This is a genomic window from Maribacter sp. BPC-D8, assembly GCF_035207705.1.
GTDB lineage: Bacteria > Bacteroidota > Bacteroidia > Flavobacteriales > Flavobacteriaceae > Maribacter.
On the sequence record NZ_CP128187.1, the window covers coordinates 1169791 to 1191311 of the forward strand.

Sequence of the window (21521 nt, forward strand, 5' to 3'; positions counted from 1 at the left end):
TTGTAGTTAGATTATAGGTGGTAGATTGCCATGAATTGGGCACGATACCCTACGCCATTATCACCTAATTTATTTTGATTTTTTCCATAAATAAGTTCTATTCCATAATCCAATCTATCTACAGGAGACCACATATAATTTACTGCGCCATACGTAGAAAAATCATACATATTATCTTCTGTATAATCAGAATTATCAATACTCGTAAAGCTAAAAACAGCACTAGAAGTCGCTGTTTTACTCCATGCATGCTTGTAGGCTACAAAACCGCCCATAACAGGTATTGGTGACATATCGTCTTTATTATCTGGTGCGGCATCCAAACCTTGACCTCTTAAATCGTTTATGTAATGTGCAATGCCAACTCCATACGTGTAGCTAAACCGAATGTCATCATTAATTTCTTTTCTATTAAAAAATTTAACGATACCAGAAACCGCTGCACCTCCACTAGTTATGCTTTTAATAGCATCTGAGCTGGTATTTGTATATGACATGTTTTTAAGAATCCCTGTTAGTCTAAGGTTTCCCCAGTTACCGTTCTTTTGTATATATCCTATTAAATCTGGAACATATAAAAAAGCCATGCTGTCATCTATATTAGCATCAAAAGGGGTATAATCTTCGCTATGCGTTTCTAAAGCTACAGCATAAGAATACTTGTTATTGATGGACTGCGTATATCTAATCATGGGATTTCTAGGTCCTGTAATACTATTAGGTCCTTCGAAATCTACTTGTACAGGAAAAGCTGACGTGTTTTTCATGGTACTCCACGTTTGACCAATTAAAAACCCTTTATATTCTCCGTAAGCATGGCGTAAATGTGGTACAAAGCTGGTAGCCGCTTCTGTGTTGAAAAAATCCATTTCCACATAAATGTGTACTTTATCGGTACTAGACACCTCATACTCACCATCTACAGCAAGTCGTGTTTGTCTAGCATCTAAAAAACTACGAGGTTTTTCTTCACGCAAGGTTGGATAAATGGGAATTTTACTGGGATAAAACTCGCTAGTATTTTGAATATTCCCTAAATCGACTCCGCCAATCAGTTTAATATAACCAATGAAATCGAGTGATATTTTCTTCGATTTCCGATTCTCATTATAACGACTCCTTTTTTCTCGAACTGGAAGTGGATCCTGATTGTCTTTTGTATTATTTTGTTGTTTTACGGATAGTGTATCTATGCTATCTTGTGCAAAGGCATAAGCACCTAGCATTGTAAAGCAAAAAGCTACTACTATTTTAAAGTTGGTTGTCATTTTTTTTGGTTTTCGTCTTAGAAAATCTTAACGATTTTAAATTATACTATTATCATCTGTACTACTCTTAAGCCATATTAATGACTGTCTTTAATTACTAAACTAGGTCATCTATTTAAAAGCTTATATTGGCGAAACTACTCCTCAATAAAAGCCCTACAAATGACCTAGATCAGTTTAGTTAAAAAAGAATTTATACTAAATGATTAATAGTGTTTAAGCTCGCTTATTTGATGTAGATATTCAAGAATAGAGTGATCTAATGTTACAAATAAAACTTTACCTGTTTCTATTGAAAATCTGATGCTTTAAACGGATATTTTCTTGGTGTTTTCTGAATAGTAATCCAATGTGCTACGGTAAACGATTTAACTCCCCATTGTCCATTAAAACGCCCTAAACCAGAGTTTTTAACACCTCCAAATGGTGCATACGCACTGTCATTTACAGGTTGGTCATTAATATGCGTCATACCAGCCTCAATACCTTGTGCAAACGCCATTCCTTTAGCTTCGTCTTGTGTAAACACAGAACTAGACAAACCAAAATCTGTAGCATTAGCTAAACGCAATGCATCTTCAATATCTTTAGCACGTGTAATAGATACTGCAGGTCCAAAAATCTCGTGTTTAAACAACGGACAGTTTTCGTCTGTATCTACAAAAACGTGTGGAGGCATATGTAAACCATCTGCTTCACCACCTAAAGCCATTTTATAACCTTGAGCTTTAGCTTCGTCTATTAGATTTTTAACGGTGTCAAATTGTGCTTGATCTATGATTGGTCCCACAAACGTGTCTGGATCATTCATATCTAAACGCTTTAAGGTTTTTACTTTGGCGATAAACTTCTCTGTGAATTCGTCATAGACTTTATCTTCTACAATAATTCTGTTAATCGCCATACAAATCTGACCTTGATTCATAAATTTACCCCAAGCAGCAGCCTCTACAGCTTGATCAATATCTGCGTCTTCCAATACTACAAACGGACTGTTACCACCCAATTCTAATTCGATATTTTTAATAATATCTGCACTCAACGCATTTTGCCCTACTTGACGCCCAACTGGTGTTGAACCTGTAAACGAAATTAATTTTGAGATTGGATGTTTTGTTATCGCCGTACCAATAGTACTTCCGCCACCAGGCAATACACTTAATAACCCTTTAGGGAAACCTGCTTCCTCTAAAAATGAAGCAAAAATTAATCCTCCGGTTACTATTGATGTCGATGCTGGTTTTAAAACAACTGCGTTACCTACTGCTAAGGCAGGACCTAAAGTACGCGCAGTTAATTGTCCAGGGAAATTCCAAGGAGAAATTAATCCGATAACCCCTAATGGTTTTCTAACTGCAATAGACTCTTTACCCTCTATATCTCTTGGTAAAATTTTACCTTCTACTAATAATGGTAAATGCACAGCGCTTTCAAAAACACTAGCTACTAACTCAGCTTCAAAATAGCCTTTTGCTAAAGTTGCTCCTACTTCTTTTCGTGCCCATTCTGCAAACTCTTGTTTACGATTTCTAACAACCGTAGCTAGTTTCTGCATCATTCTGCTCTTTTCTGGAGGTAATACTGCAGCCCATTTTTTTTGCGCAATTGCAGCCGTTTCAAAAGCTTCATTTACATCATCTTCTGTTGCACTACTTAAAGAAAATAATTCCTCTTGATTCCAAGGGTTAATATCTTTTATTACTGGTCCTTTTCCGTCTTTCCATTCGCCACCAACAAATATTTTTTTGGTGTAATTAGGTAATTCTTCTTGTGTTTTCATTTTCTGTATGTTTTATATGTTCTTAATTAAAGAGTAACAATCACTTTGCCAACCGTTCTTCCTTTTTCTACTTCTCTATGTGCGTCTGCCATGTCTTCAAAAGCAAAGGTTTTATAGATGTTTGGTTTAATAGCTCCGCTTTCTAACATTCCTTTTAAAGTGTTCATGTCTTTAGCGCTTGAATGCACTAAAATATTAGAAACCGTTTTGTTCCCTTTCTCTGCTATAGCTTTAGCTTCTTCGGGCATATCCATACCAAAAGTGGTAATTACTGTTCCTCCATCTTTTAAAACCTTAGTGGAGTTCACTAATACCTGACCACCTTGAGTATCTAAAACAAAGTCTATATCAGACAACAACTCTTCAAATTTTTGGGTATGATAATCAATAGCTTCATCTGCACCAATAGATAGTACAAAATCTTTGTTTTTTGCTGAAGCAGTAGTAATTACATACGCACCAAAGCTTTTTGCTATTTGTATTGCAAAATGACCAACACCACCAGAACCTGCCTGTATTAAAACTCTGTCACCTTTTTTAATTTTTCCTTCTAATATTTGTAAAGCCGTTAAAGCAGCCAAAGTAGTTGCTGCAGCTTCTTCAAAAGAAACGTTACTTGGCATGAGTGCTAAATGAGCTTCTGGTGCTGCAACAAATTCTGCGTATGCTTTACCTGCTCCTGGAAAGTTTACCATTCCAAAAACAGCATCACCTACTTTAAAATCGGTAACGGCTGTACCAGCCTCAGTTACTGTGCCTGCAATATCCCAACCTAAAATAACAGGACGGTTTTTACCGTACATTGAATCCAACATGGGTTCCTGATACTTTGGTTTTACATCTGCAGGATTAAGTGAAATTGCTTCTACGCCAACAAGCACTTCATTATCCTTAATAGTTGGTTTTGCTACTTCTGCTAAGTGAAGGTTCTCGGGTCCGCCAGCTTTTTCTAATACAATAGCTTTCATATAGTGAATGTTTTAAATTGATTTATTGTTAATTAAATACAAGGCAAAACTAGAAGGATTAGAAAGGAGGGGAATGGTAAAAATGGTCCCATCTAGTGTACTTTTATGCCTTAATAGATTTCAATTGAATACTTTATGATTTCGTTAAGAAAAACCGCTCTGATTAAAAGTTTTAAGATTTTATTTTTCTATTTTTCAATCTGATTCACAAAAAATTCTTGCTGCGAAGATGCTATAATAGCCTCTTTCATTAATTTATCTGTAACCTGTGTATACGATTGTTTTCTGTGGGTAACACCAGCTTCATCATTTTTCCAACGTTGTTGCAATGCAAAAGAATTTTCTTTTCCTTTAATGCTGTAAAAATCAAAACGGATGTTGCCTTCTTCTTGTCTGGTAAGTTCTGTGTGCTTTATTAATTGTTTCACAAACTCTTCTTTATAGCCTTCTTTAATTTCAAAAATGAAAAACAATAGCACTTCATTATTGTCCACTTTAATTTGACTAAAATCATTAGTTGGCAACGGTTTTTCGTTATTTAAAAACAATGTTTTAGGCGCTTCAATTAAAGCCGATTTTACGCGATCTGCAATTCCTCTTTTGTCTACTGCTTCCGTATGAGATTCTAAAGTCTTTTCTCCTTTATTTATTCCGAAGACCAAAAAATTTTCTGGATTGTTTTTATCTTGAAACAACTTCATTTCTAAAGTTCCAGCCTCTTTACGCACCACCTCTTGATTGGCTAGCATTTCCTTTTTAAACAAATCAATCTTGTCCGATTTTATTTTAAAAGTTGATAAAATGGTAATTTCTGGGTCTTTCTTTTTATCATAAACCACAGACATCCCTGTTCCTTTATTTAAAATTAATCGCATTTTAGTATCTGTAACATCAATCTGAATACAGTCTGAACCTAAATCCATTGTTCCTAGTGTGCTTGTTCTACAGAAATATTCGCCTTGCCAATCCCAAGTTCCTTTCAATTCTTGTCCACCAAAATTCCCTTTAATTATTCCGTCACTTGTAGCAATAGACGCTCCACCTTCATCACCATAATAATTGTCGGCTCCTTTTTCTATATAATCTTCTTTAGTAGTAATTCTATCCCAAGAAACGGGCTGGTAGGCAATCAATTTATTATCGAAAATATAAGGTGCATAAATGATTTTACCATCCGTATTAATGTCTGCAATTCCTTTGGAAGACGCATCAATTAAATAGCTTTTATCACCATCAAACGTGAATAATTGTCCTGTTGGGTTACTGCTGGCAAGTAAAACACCGTTAAAAGATGTAACACCATCAAACACTCCTTTTTTATTTGAAGAAGTAATTAACGTTACCTTTTTAGAAGTGATATCAATGTTATATAATGAACCAAAATCTTCAGGTTTCCATTCTTTTCGCATTAATCCTTCTCCATTTTCTAGTCCGTAATTAGCAACAACCAAGGTGTTGTTTTCTACAAAAACACCATTCGGAAACGGAATTTTATCCGACTGTAACCACACCACTAATTTGTCATTCTCAATAGTGTAAATTTTACCACCAGGCACATCAGAAATAAAAACTTGTCCTGTTTTTTGGTTTATGGTTAAGTCATTTAAAGAACCTGCTTCGTTGTCTGCGTAACTTTTTATGATACTTCCGTTATCTAGATTTATAAGATGCACTTGCTTTTGGTCGGCAACATACAAGGTGTTTTTATAAATATCAGAACCTGTAGGAGCTGTTAATCCGGTTGTCCAATTAAGGTTGTCAATTACTCCATCTTTAGAAACGCGACTTATAAAACCAGGTGCTGCACCATTGGTGTTAGAAACATACAACCATTTATGATTTGGTGAGGCATACACAGATTCCGGCATTTTAAACCCGTCTAATTCCCATTTTATAGCTACAGAAAAATCGTTAGTAATTAGCTCCTCACTTTCTTTATCTGTTGAAACTTTTGGCACTTCTTTGTCCTTACATCCTGCTAATACAATGACTAGCAGTACTACTATTGTGTAAATTGAATTTTTCATATCTCGTTTACTTGATGTAAATATTCTGGAATAGGACGTTCTAATGTTTCTGATAACACTTTACCTGTTTCCATAGAAAGTGAATCTGTTGTAGAAAATTTCTGTGCAAATTCTTGCGTTTTCCATTCCTCTATAACTACCAACTGATTTGGATTTTCTAAAACCGTATATGTATTGAAAGAAACACAATCATCTTGTGCTCGCACATTCGGAATTTGCTTCTCGTATTGTGCTATCAGTTTTTTGTTTTCATCTGCTTTAATATCAAACAAAGCAATAACACGTAGTTCTGCTGAATTTGCAGTACTACTAAACTCTTCAACTCCTTTTTCTTCGGAAACTTCACCAACCAAAACATAAGCTTTAGGTGGATTTACAAGTGCTTCATTTGCTAATTCTGCTAGTTTTAGTTCGTAGGGTTGAGAACGATGAAATGCCACAGCCTCTTCTCCGGTAAACAATTCATATCCAAAAAACATATTAGGGTTTTGCTTGTCTTCAAACAAGCGAATACCCAAACATCCTGGTTCTGTAGCACTTCCCTTTTTAACAGCAATTAAAGCCTCTTTAAATTGAGAACGGAATGCTGGTTTTACTTCAAACTGACCTATAACTTTTATCATCTTACTTGATTTTAAATTATTGATTAATTCTAAATAGTAACAATTACTTTACCTACTGTTCTCCCTTTTTCAACTTCTCTATGCGCGTCTGCCATATCTTCAAAAGCAAACGTTTTATAGATGTTTGGTTTAATAGCACCACTTTCTAACATTCCTTTTAAAGTGTTCATATCTTTAGCGCTAGAATGCACTAAAATATTAGAAACCGTTTTGTTTTCTTTCTCTGCTATAGCTTTAGCTTCCTCGGGCATATCCATACCAAAAGTGGTAATTACTGTTCCTCCATCTTTTAAAACCTTAGTGGAGTTCACTAATACTTGACCACCTTGAGTATCCAAAACAAAGTCTATATCAGACAACACCTCTTCAAAATTTTGGGTATGATAATCAATAGCTTCATCTGCTCCAATAGACAGTATAAAATCTTTGTTCTTGGCTGATGCAGTTGCAATAACATACGCACCAAAACTCTTTGCCATTTGTATAGCAAAGTGACCAACACCACCAGAACCTGCCTGTATTAAAACTCTGTCACCTTTTTTAATTTTTCCTTCTAATATTTGTAAAGCCGTTAAAGCAGCCAATGTTGTCGCTGCAGCTTCTTCAAAAGAAACGTTGCTTGGCATAAGTGCTAAATGAGCTTCTGGAGCTGCAACAAATTCCGCGTATGCTTTACCTGCTGCTGGAAAGTTTACCATCCCAAAAACAGTATCACCTACTTTAAAATCGGTAACGGCTGTACCAGCCTCAGTTACTGTTCCTGCAATATCCCAACCTAAAATAACTGGACGATTTTTACCATACATTGAATCCAACATTGTGTCAGCATACTTTGGCTTTACATCTGCTGGGTTTAATGAAATTGCTTTAACAGCAACTAACACTTCGTTTTCTTTTATGCTTGGTTTTTCTACTTCTGCTAAATGAAGGTTTTCTGGTCCTCCTGCTTTTGTTAATACTATAGCTTTCATATGGTGTGTTTTTTTAAAAATTATATTTGATAAATTTGATTAAAATAATGGATTGTCATTCGCAGACTTATCTCCTTTTTTGAAGGTATTGAAGGCATCCCAATGTTCAGATATTTTACCGTCGGTAACTCTAAATACGTCCATTGTAGATGTTCTGTTTCCGTCATTCTCTGTAATTACTTGAACGAAAACAAGGTCTTTCTCTGCCACAACAAGATTGAAATTGAGTTTAAATTTAGGAGCATCTTTTAACCAAATAGGTAACATTTCTTTAAGCGCTTCTCTACCATCTGCAACATTAGGGTTGTGCTGAATGTAAACCGGACCAACATATTTATCCATGTTTTGATAATTCTGGTTTCCGAAGAGGTCTTGATAAAAATCTGTTACTACTTTTTTGTTTGCCTCTAAAGTCGCTTGCTCCTTATTTTGAACCTCTATTTTAGATTCCAAATTTGTAATGTTTTCATTTAATTTTTTTAATTTCGCAGAATTGTCTGTACAAGATGCAAATAAGATAGCACCAATTAATACTACTGTTAGTTGTACTTTTTTCATAATTTTAATTTTAGTTATTTGTTAATTTTAGTTATTTGTTAATTTTAATGTTACTACAAATCTAAAAATGTCTTGTAGTTTAGTAATGGTAAAAATGCTCCCTTGGACTGTACTTTTGTGCCCTTCTTGGTGTTTTGTGATTTTATTAAGAAAGAGGCTCCCTACTTTTTATCGTAGACTACAGTCGCCCCTTTACCTTGTTTTAAGGTCAATCGCATCTGTGTAGTATTTACTTCGATTACAATTTCGTCATAACCCAAATCCAAATCGCCAATTTTACTTGTACGAGTAAAGAAAGCATCTTTCCAATCCCAAGTTCCCGTTAATATTTTTCCGCCAAAGACTCCAAATATTTGTCCGTCGTGAGTAGCTACTGATGTACCTTCTTTATCACCATAAAAATTATCTGCAGCCAATTTTAAATAATCTTCTTTTGTTTTAATTCGATGCCAGTTATCATCAATAGTCTCGCTAGAATCCAAGTTATTTGGAAGTGAAAAAGCTTCAATTTTATTACTAAAAAGAATTGGTGCATATAGCGTATTCCCTAGAATACTTATATCTGCTAATCCTTTTGGAAAAGTTCCAATTAACTGTTTAGCATTATCGTTTATAAAAAACAAATCGCTAACCGTACCACCAGTAACTAAAAATCCATCTTTAACTGCTGCTAAACCATCTAAAGCACCTAGTTGATAGCCACTTTTAATCATCGTAGCTGTTTTGTCTTTTAGGTTGACTTTATACATACTACCATACTTATCTGGAGTTAACTCTAATGATAATTCTGCACCAAAATCAGCAATAATTAAATTATCATCTTGGATAAAAATTCCGTTTGGATGCTTAATTTCTGGTGTTTGAAACCAAACTACTAGTTTGTTATTTTCTAAAGTGAAAATTTTTCCGCCTGCAATATCAGAGATAAAAACCTGTCCTGTTTTAGAAACTACAACATCATTTAATGAAACCACATCTGTTGATGTAAAGCTATTTATCAGCTTACCCTTTTTTACATCAATAATATGAAGTTCCTTACCATCACCTACATACAATTTGTCTTGGTATAATGCTAAACCTGCAGGGTTGTTTAACCCTGTTACCCATTTATAATTATCTACTTTACCAGTTTTTGTAATTCGGCTTATATATCCTTTTTCATTCTGATTTACATTAGAAACATACAACCAATCTTCAGTTGGAGAAGCTACTATAGACTCTGGCATAGCAAAACCCTCTAATTCCCAATTTTTAATTAATTGATTAGAAGAATTAACTTTTGTAGTTGCCACATAATTGGTTTCTTTTAAAACTTCTTTCAAAGCAAACATCCCATTGTTAGCAGCTGGAAAACCAGTATAGAGACTTAACAAAATCATCGTTTCAGAAATCTCATCTGGAGTTACACCAAGATTGAGTGCAGCCTTCATATGCGATTTTAATTGCGATTTTGCATTGGCTTGTGTAGTAAGACTAGCTATTATTAATAATTCTTTTGTTTTAAAATCTAAACCCGGTCTATTATAAATTTCTCCAAAACCATAACGAATAATATAATCTGCCATATCTGGAGACACGTTTTTAAAAGCGGCTTCCAGACCTTTTGAAGCGCCATCGCCATTTACCTCGTTTACAATTTTTACACCTGTTTTATAGTTGTCTTCTTTTGTGTTTTGCGCAATAGTTGTAAAGGAAAAAAACAATGCTAAAACTAATATTATGTGCTTTTTCATAATATTATTATTTTCCGTTTTGTTTAGCTGTAGCCTTTGGTGCTGCACCTTGTTTTAAGTCTTTATTTCTGAATTTTTCTGTTTCTGGAAGTTGTAAATTCACTTGGTTTACTTCTTGAATTTCAATAGAAAGTTTATCAAATTTGATGTCTTCTAAATGCCCACCCAATTTTATATCGTCTGATAAAAAGTGAAAATGCATTCCCGGAATTACAATATTTCCTAAATAATCTGGTGTAAATAAACCAACCAAAGTCCCCTTAATGTTATCTCTAGTATACATTACACGTGTGTCTAAATATTCAAATAAAGACACATCTTCGTTCTCTACTTTGTGCGCTGAAGCCATTTTTAAGTGCTTAAATTCACCCTTAATTCTATATGCGTAAAAGCTATTTTTAGAGGTTGAATATTTTTGAAGCTCTCTAGTTAAATCTTCATAAGACTCAATATTTTCAACAGTTACCGTTTGTTTCGGCTGAAAATTTATCATCGTCATATTCGGCGATTCTAAATCGTCTGGTGCTTCTGCGATTCCGCCTTCGGCATCAATTGTATACACAACTCCGTCTACAGCAACCAGCTCTCCAGCCAAATGATTTACGGTTCCAATGCCAATGTTACCCTGCTGCACCATTTGTTGCGGGGTAATATCACCTTCGTAAATACTATTTAACAAGGCAACCGTTGGTGCATATTGGTGAATGGTGTTTTCGGTATGAGGCGCCAAACCGTGTTCGTCCTCACCTTTAGAATGTGAATGTCCGTGTGCTTCTTCCGAAGTTGACATTGCTTCTTTTTTAGTCTCATTTCCGCAGCTTGCTACAAGCGCCAACGAAAATAGTAGTATTAGTTTTTTCATAATGGTTGATTTTTTTTGTTCAACTGAATTAGTTTTCAGTAAACAACATATTTGCACTTCCTAATAAGTAATTTCTCCATCCAAAATTAGGATAGGCTTTATCCATTTTCTGAATGAATTCTTCGCTATTTTTAGAAGCTGCAAGAATAGCTTTCATCTCTTTAAGATAGTTGATTTTAATGGTCACTTCTCCCGAAGTTTCCGGTGCACTGTGTGAAGAAAAATACGTGGTATATCCTTTTTCTTGAAAAGCGGTAAGCTCGTTCATTACAGTATCTATAAATTCAGAATTAAAAATCATAGTATGGTTATCGTGCCCAACCATATGCAAGTGGACCGCCTTTATTTCTGGCATTTCTACATCAAAACCAAAACCAGTTGGCGTAATAATAAAAGGAATTCCTGAAATTTCTTGTGCTCCTGCTTCTAGTAAATCGGTTGGCACTATTGTAGTTTCGTCTAGATCTTCACCTGAGACTTCTGCTAATTTTGAGAGCGATTCATTACCAGAATTCGTCATATAATCTAAAGATTCTTGATTAGAATATATATGGTTAAATTTTAGTTTGTCCGTATCAAAAAAGTGCTTTCCTATTAAATGATAAGAAACCATCACATCAATATTTGTGTAACCTAAACCAACAATATAATTTACAAGCTCCTTGTAATTATCTTTCATTGGTGGTGTTTCAATCAATACTCCTTTTCCGTTTTTTTCAATAAAAAAAGCGTGTGTATTAAAAAACCCTTTGGTTTCGTAAACGTGAACTTTAGTTTCACCGTAATCAAAAATTTGCATCGTACCCTTATCTAATTGTACTGCTTTTGTGTTTTCATTAAAAGTTCTCATACTTGGTTCTTGAGCAGAAATTTCCTGAATACCAACTGCAACTATAACTACGTAAAATAGTGCTGTAATTATATTTTTCATTTTAAAAATTTTTTAAATTTCAGTTACAAAATTCATATACTGCTTTAAATCACCAATCACAGCTTCTTCCATAAGTTTACCTGTTTTTTCTGCGTACGGTTGGTGAAAGTGAATATCCCAAACATCAGATTCTTTTCTCCAATGCTCATAAACAGCCAATGTATCTTCTTGGTCGTCTACGGTGTATAAATCAAAAAGAATATTTCCTTTTTCCTCTTTTCTGGTATGTGTAATGTGGTCTTCAAACTGATTTAAAAGTTGTGCTCTAAATGCTGTTTTCAACTTAAAAATGAAGAAAATGATAAATACTTCATCTTCTGCGTTTGCAGATTTAGAATGGTCTGGTAACGGATTAGTATCACCTAAAAAGTAGAAATCTGGAGCCGTTTGTAACGCAGTTTGCCCTACTTGCATTAGCTTTTGCGTATGTGGCTCGTTATCGTGAGATGTTATAGCTGCTTTGTCTGCCCAACGTTCGTAAACAAAAAATACATTGGCATCTGTATTCGACACAAATACTTTAATTTCTTTATTGCCAGCTTCTTTTTGTGTTGCTGCTTGTGCTTCTTTTAAGGTTGCTGCAAAACTAGTTGCGTGTTCTGGTTTTGTTGTGAATTTTACTATTGTGCTTTTCATAATTATGTGTTTTTATTATTTTATAAATTGATTGATATCGTTTGCAACTTCTTCAGGAACTTCTAATTGAGGTGAATGTGCTGCGTTTTCTATAACTACTAAAGTTGCATTTGGGATATGATCTTTGTAGTATTCAGCTACATTAAAACGTACCACTTCATCGTGCTTACCTTGTACTACTAATGTTGGTGCTTTTATAGACTGTACATCGTCTTTAAGATTGAAGTATTTTCCTTTTGTAATTGCAGGAATCAAAGTGTCGTCAACAAAATCTTTACTGTTGTTCACAGTTTCAATCATATAATCTGCTATAGGTCCTGGAAGGTCTGGTACTTTATAAAAAACACGTTGAAGAACAACATCTAACTCTTCTTTGTTTTCGATTTTTTTACCAAAACCACCATACACAACGTGGTCATCTATTTTTATACCCGCAGCATCTAACAAGATTAAATTTTTAACATCATTAGGGTACTTTATAGCGTAGGCAGCAGCTGTGTGCCCGCCCATAGAATTACCAATTAGGTTAAAGTTTGTTACGTTAAGTTGATCTAAAAACGATTTTAGAAAAGTGGCTTGACCGTCTATAGAATAATCCAGCCCCTGTTTTCTTTCATTATCGCCGTGTCCAGCCAAATCAGGAAGAATTAAGTGATACTCATTAGATAAGAATTTAGCAGTTTGTAAAAAGCTACTTTTATCGTCTGCCATTCCGTGAAGCATTACAAAGTTTGGTTTATCATCATTCGCTTTGCTTTCATAAAAATGTACGGTGTATCCATTTACTTCTACCGTTTTCTTTTCCAAGTTTGCAGCACTAGCATAACTCGCATTCGTTTGATCTACCAACACTTTTGGGAAAAAGAAAAATACTATAGCACCAATTACAAACAAGCTCACGATGATACCTCCAATTATTTTAAAGAATTTTTTCATTAATTATATGGTTTTTATAAGGTTTATAATTTGGTAATAATGGTCTCTTCTGAAAATCTAGATTTTGGAAGCTTCGCATTAAAATCGGTGTCTTTTCTATATCCTAAAGACACCACTGCTAATGCTGTGTATCCTTTTTCACGTAAACCAAACTCTTCATCTAAAGCTTTCACATCTACACCTTCCATAGGGCAAGCGTCTATACCTAAAGCAGCTGCTCCTAATAATAATGCCCCCATATTAAGGTATACTTGCTTTTCCATCCAATGTGGTAAATCTTTAAGGTCGTATTTATGAATATCTGCAAACAACATACGTCCACCATGCATTTGGTCTTTAAATTCTTGTGCAGCAAAACGACCGTCTTTATCTTCTTGCTCTAAAATACTAGTCATATATGCATCGTCTGCATTTGTGCGAGCAGCAATAACAATTACGTGAGAGGCATCTAAAACCTTTGGTGTATTAAAATGAAAGAACCCTTGTGTTCCTTTTGCAATACGCTCTTTCCCATCTGCAGTATCTGCAATTAAAAAATGCCAAGGTTGTAAGTTTACACTAGATGGACTTAAACGTAATAAAGATTTGATTTGTTCAAAGTCTCTATCCGATATTTTTTTAGTCGAATCAAATTCTTTTACCGAATAGCGGTAGTTTAGGGCTTCTGTTATGTTCATTTTATTAAATTTTAACCTATTGATTATTAATACTATCAAAATTATAGTTCAAATGTATGTATTGAGATATTATGAGTCAATAACGGTCATAAAGTATAGTATAAAAATAAATATATAATATACTGATTTTCAAACTAATAATTAATTAAATAATTTACTATAAAAAGTATAGTTGCATACTAAATTAAAGCTGACTAACTTTGTGTTATATTAAATACTTTAGAAATGGACAGAAAAGAACTGTTTGAAAAAAAACCAAAGATTAAAATCAATGATAAAATATCGTTCTGCCCAACCAGTGCAGCAATGGAATTGATTGGCGGAAAATGGAAAAGTGTAATCCTTACCCATTTAATAGGTGACAAAAAACGATACAACGAATTACGAAAAGAAATTCCTGGTATTACAGAACGTACACTAAGTTTGCAACTGAAACAATTAGAAGCCGATGGAATTGTAAGCAGAAAAGTGTTTACTAAAAAACCACCTTTAAAAGTGGAATATACCCTTACCGAATTTGGTCAAACGCTTACGCCCATTTTAAACCTAATAGTTGATTGGGGTTTACACGCGGCAGAAACAAAAGGTGAGTTTCTGTTTGAGGAATAAATAAGAAATAAATCTAGAAAAAAATGCAGCCGTTTGGCTGCATTTTTTACAGACTATTATTCAAATTATACCAAATCTTCTTCATAATACCTTCTTCCTTTTTTAAGGTATAATTAGATTCATAGTTTAGTCTAGAAATTACTTAGGAAAATTGAATTTACCATTTTGATTTTTCCAATCTTCTTTAAGTGCTATTTTTTCAACAACATCCCAATGCTCTGCTATTTTACCATTTTCTATTCTAAACAAATCGTAAAAAGAGTCATGATCTTCTCCAAAATGCCCTTCACTAACTGCTAACACAAAATTACCTTGTCCTAATACCTTGTGTATTCTATCATACTTCATAAAAACACCTTGCTTAGCCAATGCTTCTAAGGTTGCTCTTAAACCAGAAAGCTGATCAGGAACATTTTGATTATGTTGTATGTAGTTGTCTCCATCAAAATAACCAGAAATTTTTGTCATGTCACCATTAACAAGAATGTCGTTAACAAAACCTTTTACGATTTCTTTATTCGCATCAGTTTTATCTAAATCCGTAATTTCAGTTGCACCATCTATCATGGTATGTCCGCTTGGGTTTGGCTTGCCTGTATTTACTTGTAAGTTATCCCAATGCTCTACAATTAGACCGTCTTCAAATCTAAAAATATCAAAACCAATTTTAGGTCCAAAAAACTCATATTCTGTTTGTGCAAAAACAAAATCACCATCTGTAAAAGCACGCACTGTATTCACTTTAGCAGAATTAGGAGGTAACGCCTGCAATAAAGCACCAAAACCTGCTAAACCATCTGCAACACCTAAATTATGTTGAATATATTTATTAGGATTAATGTATGCTGCTGGCTCTTGAGCCCCTGTTTCAATGCTTTTTAAAACCGCTAAGGTCTTTTCTTGATTAGATACATTCATCGTTTTTTCTTCTTTTTTAGATTCTGAATTGGTATTTTCAGTTGTTTTACATGCTGTAGCTAAAATTGCCAACACCATAGTTCCTGTAAGTATAGATTTTTTCATAATTGTTTTTATTTTGATGCAAAAATAGAAGAGGTTTAAAGATTAAAACCTATTAAAAAAGGTCGAAGTACTGTACAAAACGGAAAGTTTAATTATGCTAAAATAGCCTCTGTGAGTTAGGAAATATAAAAAGAGGCGTAAATCAATTTTGATTTACGCCTCTTTTTTACACTACTAAGATTAGAACTATTACCCCAAAGTATCAGCAATAGTTTTAGAGAATGGAGTAGTTGGTCTACCCAATAATTTTAACAATTGATGACTGTCATCAAATAAATCTCCCTTTTCAGTAGATACCTGTGAGCTAGCTAAAAACCCCGCAATTGGAGTAGGAACTCCTGCGTCTTCTAACGCCTGTGCATAGTCTTTCTCGGAAAGATTTACATAAGAAATATCTTTTCCGGTCTGTTTTGAAATCTCTTTAGCATAATCGCTCATGGTAAAAGATTCATCTCCCGCCAATTCATAAACTTTGCCTTCCTGGTTTTCAGAAGTCAGAACAATAGCAGCTGCTTCAGCGAAATCTTCACGTGCTGCAGATGAAATTTTACCATCACCAGAGCTACCATAAACAGTACCCGTTTTTACAGCATCTTGTATGGAACCTGTATAGTTTTCAGTATACCATCCGTTACGTAAAAGTGTAAAAGGAATACCGGATGCCGCTAAAGCCTCTTCCGTACCTAAATGCTCAGGAACCAAAACCATAGTAGACGTTTCAATTTTTAAAAGGCTAGTGTACGTAATTGATTTTACTCCTGCGGTCTTAGCTGCCGCAATAATATTAGTATGTTGTTTTATGCGTTGCCCCAGTTCACTTCCTGAAATTAAAAGGAGCTTGTCTATACCTTTTAAAGATTGCACCATTTGGTCATTATTTCCATAATCGAACGGGTGTACTTCAACGCCTAGATCTTTTGCTTTTTCTGGAGTTCTCGCTAAAGCTACAATGTTGGCTTTTGAAGTTCTCTCTTTTAATTTGTTAATTACTAGTCTACCTAATTGTCCTGTAGCTCCGGTTATTGCAATTTTCATATGCTATATTTTTTAAAAAATTAATTAAATTGTATAGTGCAAATGTATTGCAGATGCTAAAGTCAAAGACTATAGAAAAATGTATATGTACTGTAAAAAAAGGAAAGTAGTTAAGCGTGCTGCTGGCGGAAGGCTTCTGGAGTAGCTTCTGTATGTTTTTTAAAATACTTGTACATATTTGTTGGTTCATCAAAACCAGAAGTATACGCTATTTCTGTAATGGACAAAGATGTATTGATTAAAAGACGTTTAATTTGAGTCACTAAAATATCATCAATAACCGCTTTTGAAGATTTATCTACAATAGCTTTACAGATATTATTAAGTGTTTTTGGCGTACAGCCCATTAAATTAGCATAATCTAAAGTCTTTTTGGTCTGAAAACAACGGTCTTCGATTAGCTGTTGAAAATTTAAAAAATCACCCACATATTTATGCTGAGGCAATGACACCCCTTGTTTTAGTTTGATGCGCAATAGTCTGTATATGAATATATGCAACTCATTTCTAATAATACCACTAGAGAATTCATCGTAATTTTTGGTGTATTCTATTTCAATATGATTGATTAGGGAAACGACTCCTTTAAAATCCTCGTCATTAACTGAGATTTTTGGAGAGGTCAAAAATTTATTGAAAAGTTCATGACAGCGTGCTACTTCTTGATGACTTAATAGGCTGGCAAGAAAATCTTCTGTAAAAATAATAAGAAACCCTTTTGCGCTAGGGCTCTTAAAAAACCGGTGTACTTGGTCTTTTCGTATGGTAAACAGGGTGTGGTTGGTATATTCGTAATCTGTGAAATCTATCGTATGTTTTCCAGAACCTTCCGTGATGACAATAATCTGATAAAATTCTACTTTATGAAGCTGGGTAATATCCTGTTCTATATCGCGCTGCATAAGTTCTTCTAAACGAATCACTTCAAAACCCAAATTGGGTCTGCTTTCATTATTGAATTTTATGTTCTGTATCTCTATCACCTTTCAGTTTAATTTTAAGCATTTAAAATCCGCAAAAATATACTTTTCCCCTTATTCTCATAGCGTTTGCTTATTAAGATACAAAGAAAGTTATAGGTGAGAACGTTTTAATTTCCCTGATCCATCAAATCAGGAAATCTATGCTCAAATTCAAGTTTAAAAGATGATGGAATTGTACGGTGTAATTGAACTCCATTACAATCATTGATTTCCATAAAGAATTTTAATTCTATGCTAAAGGAGTTACAATACCATCGCGATTTTTATTCAATTTCATTTTAACCAAGACTTCATGTAGCGTTTCAGCAGCTAGACCGTGCAACACCAATCTATAAGCAACACTATAGGTTGTAGCTGGTACCATTGGGTGTTTATTATTGACCAAACCTAAATGCCCAGGGGTGTTGATAATTTGAGAGGTGTAAATGGCTATGGTTTCATCTAATTGTAATGAATTTGATGCTCTAATAAAATCGTTAGATGTTAAGAATAATTGGTAGTACGGCGTAAACAATTCTATAGCCGATCTTAAATCAAGAAAGTTTGTCCACTTATTCGGAAATTCGATATGATCAAATTGATCTTCAGAAATCATATCTAAATTTATTTTTTTTGGTGGTTCGATTTTGATGCCTTTTTGTTTCAATTGATTGTTCAAATGAATTACAAAATTGTACAAATTCAAATCATGCTTTAAAAATAGGTCGTCTTTTACATCTTCAAAATCTTTAGGTTTTAAAGGATTACCTACAATCTCTGCTTCAGGAATATTACCTTCAATAAACTGTAATATTTCGGTACCAATATGAAAATGTCTGAAAATTAGCAAATTAGCATCCGGACTTATAAAGGTTTTTAATCCCCAAGCTAGAATGCGATGTAATATTTTAGACGAATTAATAAGGTTGGGTAAAAAGAACTTAAAAATATGAATAAAGAACATCGAAACCTTAGATCCAATATGTACAATAGGTAGCACGTATTTTGCAGATTTAGAAGCATTGTCTCTCATTAAAGCCAACTTTGTGGTTTGATTAATAGGAATGCTTTCATCTAAAAACAATGCCAACCAAGGGTTAGGGTCTCTTTCGTCATGTTTTGAAAAATCCATGTTTTCGTCTATCATATCTTAATAATTACCTAATTCATTTAACTGCATAGTGTATAACTTGGCTGTAATTTTTGCAGTTTTTACTATTTTCTCAGCAACGGCCATATTCATTTCTGGATGATTCAATGCTTCTTCTAAATTATGAAAATGGTTTTCATCTGCCACACCATGGTAGGTGAAAAAAGAAACCTGTTCGTCTTTCAAATTTAATTGATCTTTTATCATTTTGCCCCAATAACCAGCCAAACGCTTGCCTATACCTTCAATAATAAACATAGATCCCAGCAAATCAATAGGGTTGGGTTTACTAGCCTGTTGAAACATAAATGAAGTTAGAGAAACCGTACCGATATTCTTTTCTCCATTTTGAATTACTTCCAAATCTTCTCCCAAAGCAACATAGTTTCGTTCTAGCATTTGGTAATCTTTATGCTCGGCAGCAGTATGTTTAATAAATGCAGAACGTAGCTCAAAAAGTTCAATATCAATATTTGAGGCAGCCCGTGATATCCATTGCGAACCGTCAATTACCTGCTGTCTTAGGTCTGTCAATAATAGTTTATAATCAGACAAGCTAAGCGTGCCATCTTGTATTTTCGCTATAACGGGTACCTTAAGCAAAGCATTTTCAAAATCAATCCATACTTGGGTTAAATTTCGTATCAACCATTCAGAAGTTTCAGAATTGTTGATAACCAATTCTGGAGATTCTATTTTTCTTAAAGGATACGGTTTTGTGTCTGTATCGCTGTCACCGACTACTGTTAGTTGCATGAATGAGGTGATAAATCGACCGCTCTCGGGCACCATGCACAGTATTTTGTTACCTGGTTTTAATGATCCAGAATGCATTAATTCGTCGAGCATAATAAAAATTGAAGCTGCTCCGGTATTTCCTTTAGAGCTAAGGTTGCTGAACCATTTTTCGTCGGCTATTTCGCCACCCCCTTTAAGCATCAATTCTTTAATAGGGTCTTTGAACATTTCTGAAGAATAATGGCAACATAACCAATCGATTTCATTCGTATTGATTTTACCTTGATCAATGAGATCAAAATAGTGAGCAACTCCTGTTTTTATAACCTTATCTAATAATCTGGTGTCTTGTTGTAAATTGATGGCACCAGCCTTAGAAGCTTCTTCATAACTAGGGTAATCTAACCAAGTTTGTTCATGTTCGTTTTTGTTGTCAGTCTTACCAGTATACATACAAACAGGAAATTCGTTGGCATGAGACTTTAGGTCGATCCAATCTATTTTTAAGGAAATACCATTTTCATTTTTCTTGTTTTGAAGAACAAACGCCCCTGCCCCGTCGGAAAGCATCCACCTTAAAAATTCAGCATTAAATGGCAGGTCATCTACTCCCTGAGCTTCAAATCGTGAAGCTTTAAATAGTCTACTGGCCATTTCACTACCTACACAAACGGCATTCTCTTTTTCATCACATTTAATTTGTGCGAATGCATTTTTCAGTGCCATTATACCACTAGCGCAAACACTCTGAAAACTGGCAACCTCACATTTATTAAAATCCAAACCAGCGTGAACCATACTGGCAAAACCAGGTATTGGTAAATCGGCTTGAGTAGTTCCTGTACACAACAACTCAACATCAGTAGTTCTTAAACCACTTTTTTGAATGGCATCATTAACGGCGCCAACAGCTAATTGTGCATTAGAGTGGGTGCTTTTTTGATCTTTATCGATTGCATAGTACCTTGTTTTAATACCATTCTGCTTTAAAACTCGATTTTTTGCACGGCTATCTTTACCCTGTATACGACCTAGATAATCTTCTATTTCGTCATTATTAATGGCTTTGTTCGGTAAAAAAGAACCTGTACTTGTTATAAATACCTCACTCATATATTATGGGTTATGTCTTGAAAATAATTTGTCTAAAAGATGTAATGCAAATCCGTAATTTTTACGCCCTTTACTATGGTGTTCATTGTGATGGGTGCCAAAAAGTTTCCAGTTTTGACCTTTTCCATTCCCATATCTATAATTACAATGACCTGCAAAATTCAATAGAATACTTACCAATGGATACAAAAATATCGCAACGATAGAAAATGGTATAAATGGAGCTATTATTAAAGGAACCGTACTAAGAAATAGGGCTTCTGCCCAGTGAAAACTGAATACAGAATACACAGTTGGTACAGTAGATTTGTGGTGTATTTTATGTACATGCCTCATCATGAATTTTTTATGCATTAATCGGTGTACGATATAAAAATGGACCTCGTTCCAAATGGTTAGAATTACTAATCCTATCAATACATTAGACCACGTATTGGGCAATAGTTCAATGTTCCCATTTCGGATTAAAAAAATGATAGGGATAATTGAAAATCCAAAAATTGCAATTGATTTTATGGAGTGTTTTATTTCAAAGGCTATCTGCTTTTTAGAAACTTCGATAGCTATTACTTTATTTAGTATTTGCTTACGCTCTAATAGCTTGCAGCTATATAAAAATAGCGTGCCTACACCAAAGTATAAGATTATAAAGTAACCGAATGTAAGACCATATAGTGCTATATATGAATAATTAAAAACAATGTCTTTTATAAGATGGTCCAAGTCAATAATTAGCTTTGTATGTAACGAATATAAGCTCTTAAAATACAGTAAAAGAATTATATGTAAACTACGTTCATCTTATTAACGTAATTTATTAGGTAGTTTATTGTCTTAAATAAAAATATGTTTTTTCTTGTCTGACTATTACAAAATGAAGCAAGATAAACCCCAACATAAAGTAGAATAAGTTGGTGGTAA

The 21521-nt window shown here is 34.2% G+C and carries 20 protein-coding genes; 1 reads left to right on the forward strand and 19 read right to left on the reverse strand.

Annotation, left to right across the window (positions count from 1 at the left end):
• Window positions 1-11: 11 nt before the first annotated feature.
• The 13 genes from QSV08_RS05250 to nfsB form a co-directional block, all read right to left on the reverse strand.
• Window positions 12-1268, reverse strand: coding sequence for a DcaP family trimeric outer membrane transporter (locus tag QSV08_RS05250; RefSeq protein WP_324027217.1), 1257 nt, complete (start codon window positions 1266-1268; stop codon window positions 12-14).
• Between the two features lie 289 nt (window positions 1269-1557).
• Window positions 1558-3048 (reverse strand): aldehyde dehydrogenase family protein, encoded by a 1491-nt coding sequence (locus QSV08_RS05255; RefSeq protein ID WP_324027219.1) that lies wholly within the window; start codon window positions 3046-3048, stop codon window positions 1558-1560.
• 26 nt (window positions 3049-3074) lie between these two features.
• Window positions 3075-4016, reverse strand: a complete 942-nt coding sequence (locus QSV08_RS05260) for an NADP-dependent oxidoreductase (protein ID WP_324027220.1) — start codon at window positions 4014-4016, stop codon at window positions 3075-3077.
• A 188-nt stretch (window positions 4017-4204) separates the two neighbouring features.
• Complete coding sequence (locus QSV08_RS05265) at window positions 4205-6043, reverse strand: antibiotic biosynthesis monooxygenase (RefSeq protein ID WP_324027221.1); 1839 nt, start codon at window positions 6041-6043, stop codon at window positions 4205-4207.
• A complete protein-coding gene (locus QSV08_RS05270; RefSeq protein WP_324027222.1) occupies window positions 6040-6666 on the reverse strand; it encodes a putative quinol monooxygenase in 627 nt (208 codons plus the stop codon). Before QSV08_RS05270 ends, QSV08_RS05265 begins: the two co-directional genes overlap by 4 nt.
• A 29-nt stretch (window positions 6667-6695) precedes the next feature.
• Entirely contained in the window at window positions 6696-7637 is a 942-nt protein-coding gene (locus QSV08_RS05275; RefSeq protein ID WP_324027224.1) for an NADP-dependent oxidoreductase, read from the reverse strand.
• 39 nt (window positions 7638-7676) lie between these two features.
• Window positions 7677-8195 (reverse strand): ester cyclase, encoded by a 519-nt coding sequence (locus QSV08_RS05280; RefSeq protein WP_324027226.1) that lies wholly within the window; start codon window positions 8193-8195, stop codon window positions 7677-7679.
• A gap of 161 nt (window positions 8196-8356) precedes the next feature.
• Window positions 8357-9928: a carboxymuconolactone decarboxylase family protein gene (locus tag QSV08_RS05285; RefSeq protein ID WP_324027228.1), complete on the reverse strand. Its 1572-nt coding sequence runs from the start codon at window positions 9926-9928 to the stop codon at window positions 8357-8359.
• A gap of 7 nt (window positions 9929-9935) precedes the next feature.
• Window positions 9936-10790, reverse strand: a complete 855-nt coding sequence (gene budA / locus QSV08_RS05290; protein ID WP_324027230.1) for an acetolactate decarboxylase — start codon at window positions 10788-10790, stop codon at window positions 9936-9938.
• Window positions 10791-10818: 28 nt separating this feature from the next.
• Window positions 10819-11721, reverse strand: a complete 903-nt coding sequence (locus QSV08_RS05295) for a hypothetical protein (RefSeq protein WP_324027231.1) — start codon at window positions 11719-11721, stop codon at window positions 10819-10821.
• Between the two features lie 12 nt (window positions 11722-11733).
• A complete protein-coding gene (locus QSV08_RS05300; RefSeq protein ID WP_324027232.1) occupies window positions 11734-12357 on the reverse strand; it encodes a putative quinol monooxygenase in 624 nt (207 codons plus the stop codon).
• 15 nt (window positions 12358-12372) lie between these two features.
• Window positions 12373-13293: an alpha/beta fold hydrolase gene (locus QSV08_RS05305; RefSeq protein ID WP_324027234.1), complete on the reverse strand. Its 921-nt coding sequence runs from the start codon at window positions 13291-13293 to the stop codon at window positions 12373-12375.
• Window positions 13294-13316: 23 nt separating this feature from the next.
• Window positions 13317-13970 (reverse strand): oxygen-insensitive NAD(P)H nitroreductase, encoded by a 654-nt coding sequence (nfsB, locus tag QSV08_RS05310; RefSeq protein ID WP_324027235.1) that lies wholly within the window; start codon window positions 13968-13970, stop codon window positions 13317-13319.
• A 225-nt stretch (window positions 13971-14195) separates the two neighbouring features.
• Here nfsB and QSV08_RS05315 point away from each other — a divergent pair, with 225 nt between their 5' ends.
• Entirely contained in the window at window positions 14196-14579 is a 384-nt protein-coding gene (locus QSV08_RS05315; RefSeq protein WP_324027237.1) for a winged helix-turn-helix transcriptional regulator, read from the forward strand.
• 138 nt (window positions 14580-14717) lie between these two features.
• Here QSV08_RS05315 and QSV08_RS05320 read toward each other — a convergent pair whose 3' ends face one another.
• From QSV08_RS05320 to QSV08_RS05345, 6 genes are all read right to left on the reverse strand, one after another.
• Window positions 14718-15602 (reverse strand): hypothetical protein, encoded by an 885-nt coding sequence (locus QSV08_RS05320; protein ID WP_324027239.1) that lies wholly within the window; start codon window positions 15600-15602, stop codon window positions 14718-14720.
• Between the two features lie 189 nt (window positions 15603-15791).
• Window positions 15792-16637, reverse strand: coding sequence for an SDR family oxidoreductase (locus QSV08_RS05325; RefSeq protein WP_324027240.1), 846 nt, complete (start codon window positions 16635-16637; stop codon window positions 15792-15794).
• A gap of 110 nt (window positions 16638-16747) precedes the next feature.
• The gene (locus tag QSV08_RS05330) at window positions 16748-17620 is read right to left on the reverse strand and encodes a helix-turn-helix transcriptional regulator (protein ID WP_324027242.1); all 873 of its coding nucleotides are present in this window, start codon (window positions 17618-17620) and stop codon (window positions 16748-16750) included.
• A 229-nt stretch (window positions 17621-17849) separates the two neighbouring features.
• The gene (locus QSV08_RS05335) at window positions 17850-18746 is read right to left on the reverse strand and encodes a DUF6999 family protein (RefSeq protein WP_324027244.1); all 897 of its coding nucleotides are present in this window, start codon (window positions 18744-18746) and stop codon (window positions 17850-17852) included.
• Window positions 18747-18749: 3 nt separating this feature from the next.
• Window positions 18750-20600 (reverse strand): 3-oxoacyl-[acyl-carrier-protein] synthase III C-terminal domain-containing protein, encoded by a 1851-nt coding sequence (locus QSV08_RS05340; RefSeq protein WP_324027246.1) that lies wholly within the window; start codon window positions 20598-20600, stop codon window positions 18750-18752.
• A gap of 3 nt (window positions 20601-20603) precedes the next feature.
• Window positions 20604-21323, reverse strand: a complete 720-nt coding sequence (locus QSV08_RS05345) for a sterol desaturase family protein (protein ID WP_324027248.1) — start codon at window positions 21321-21323, stop codon at window positions 20604-20606.
• Window positions 21324-21521 lie beyond the last annotated feature (198 nt).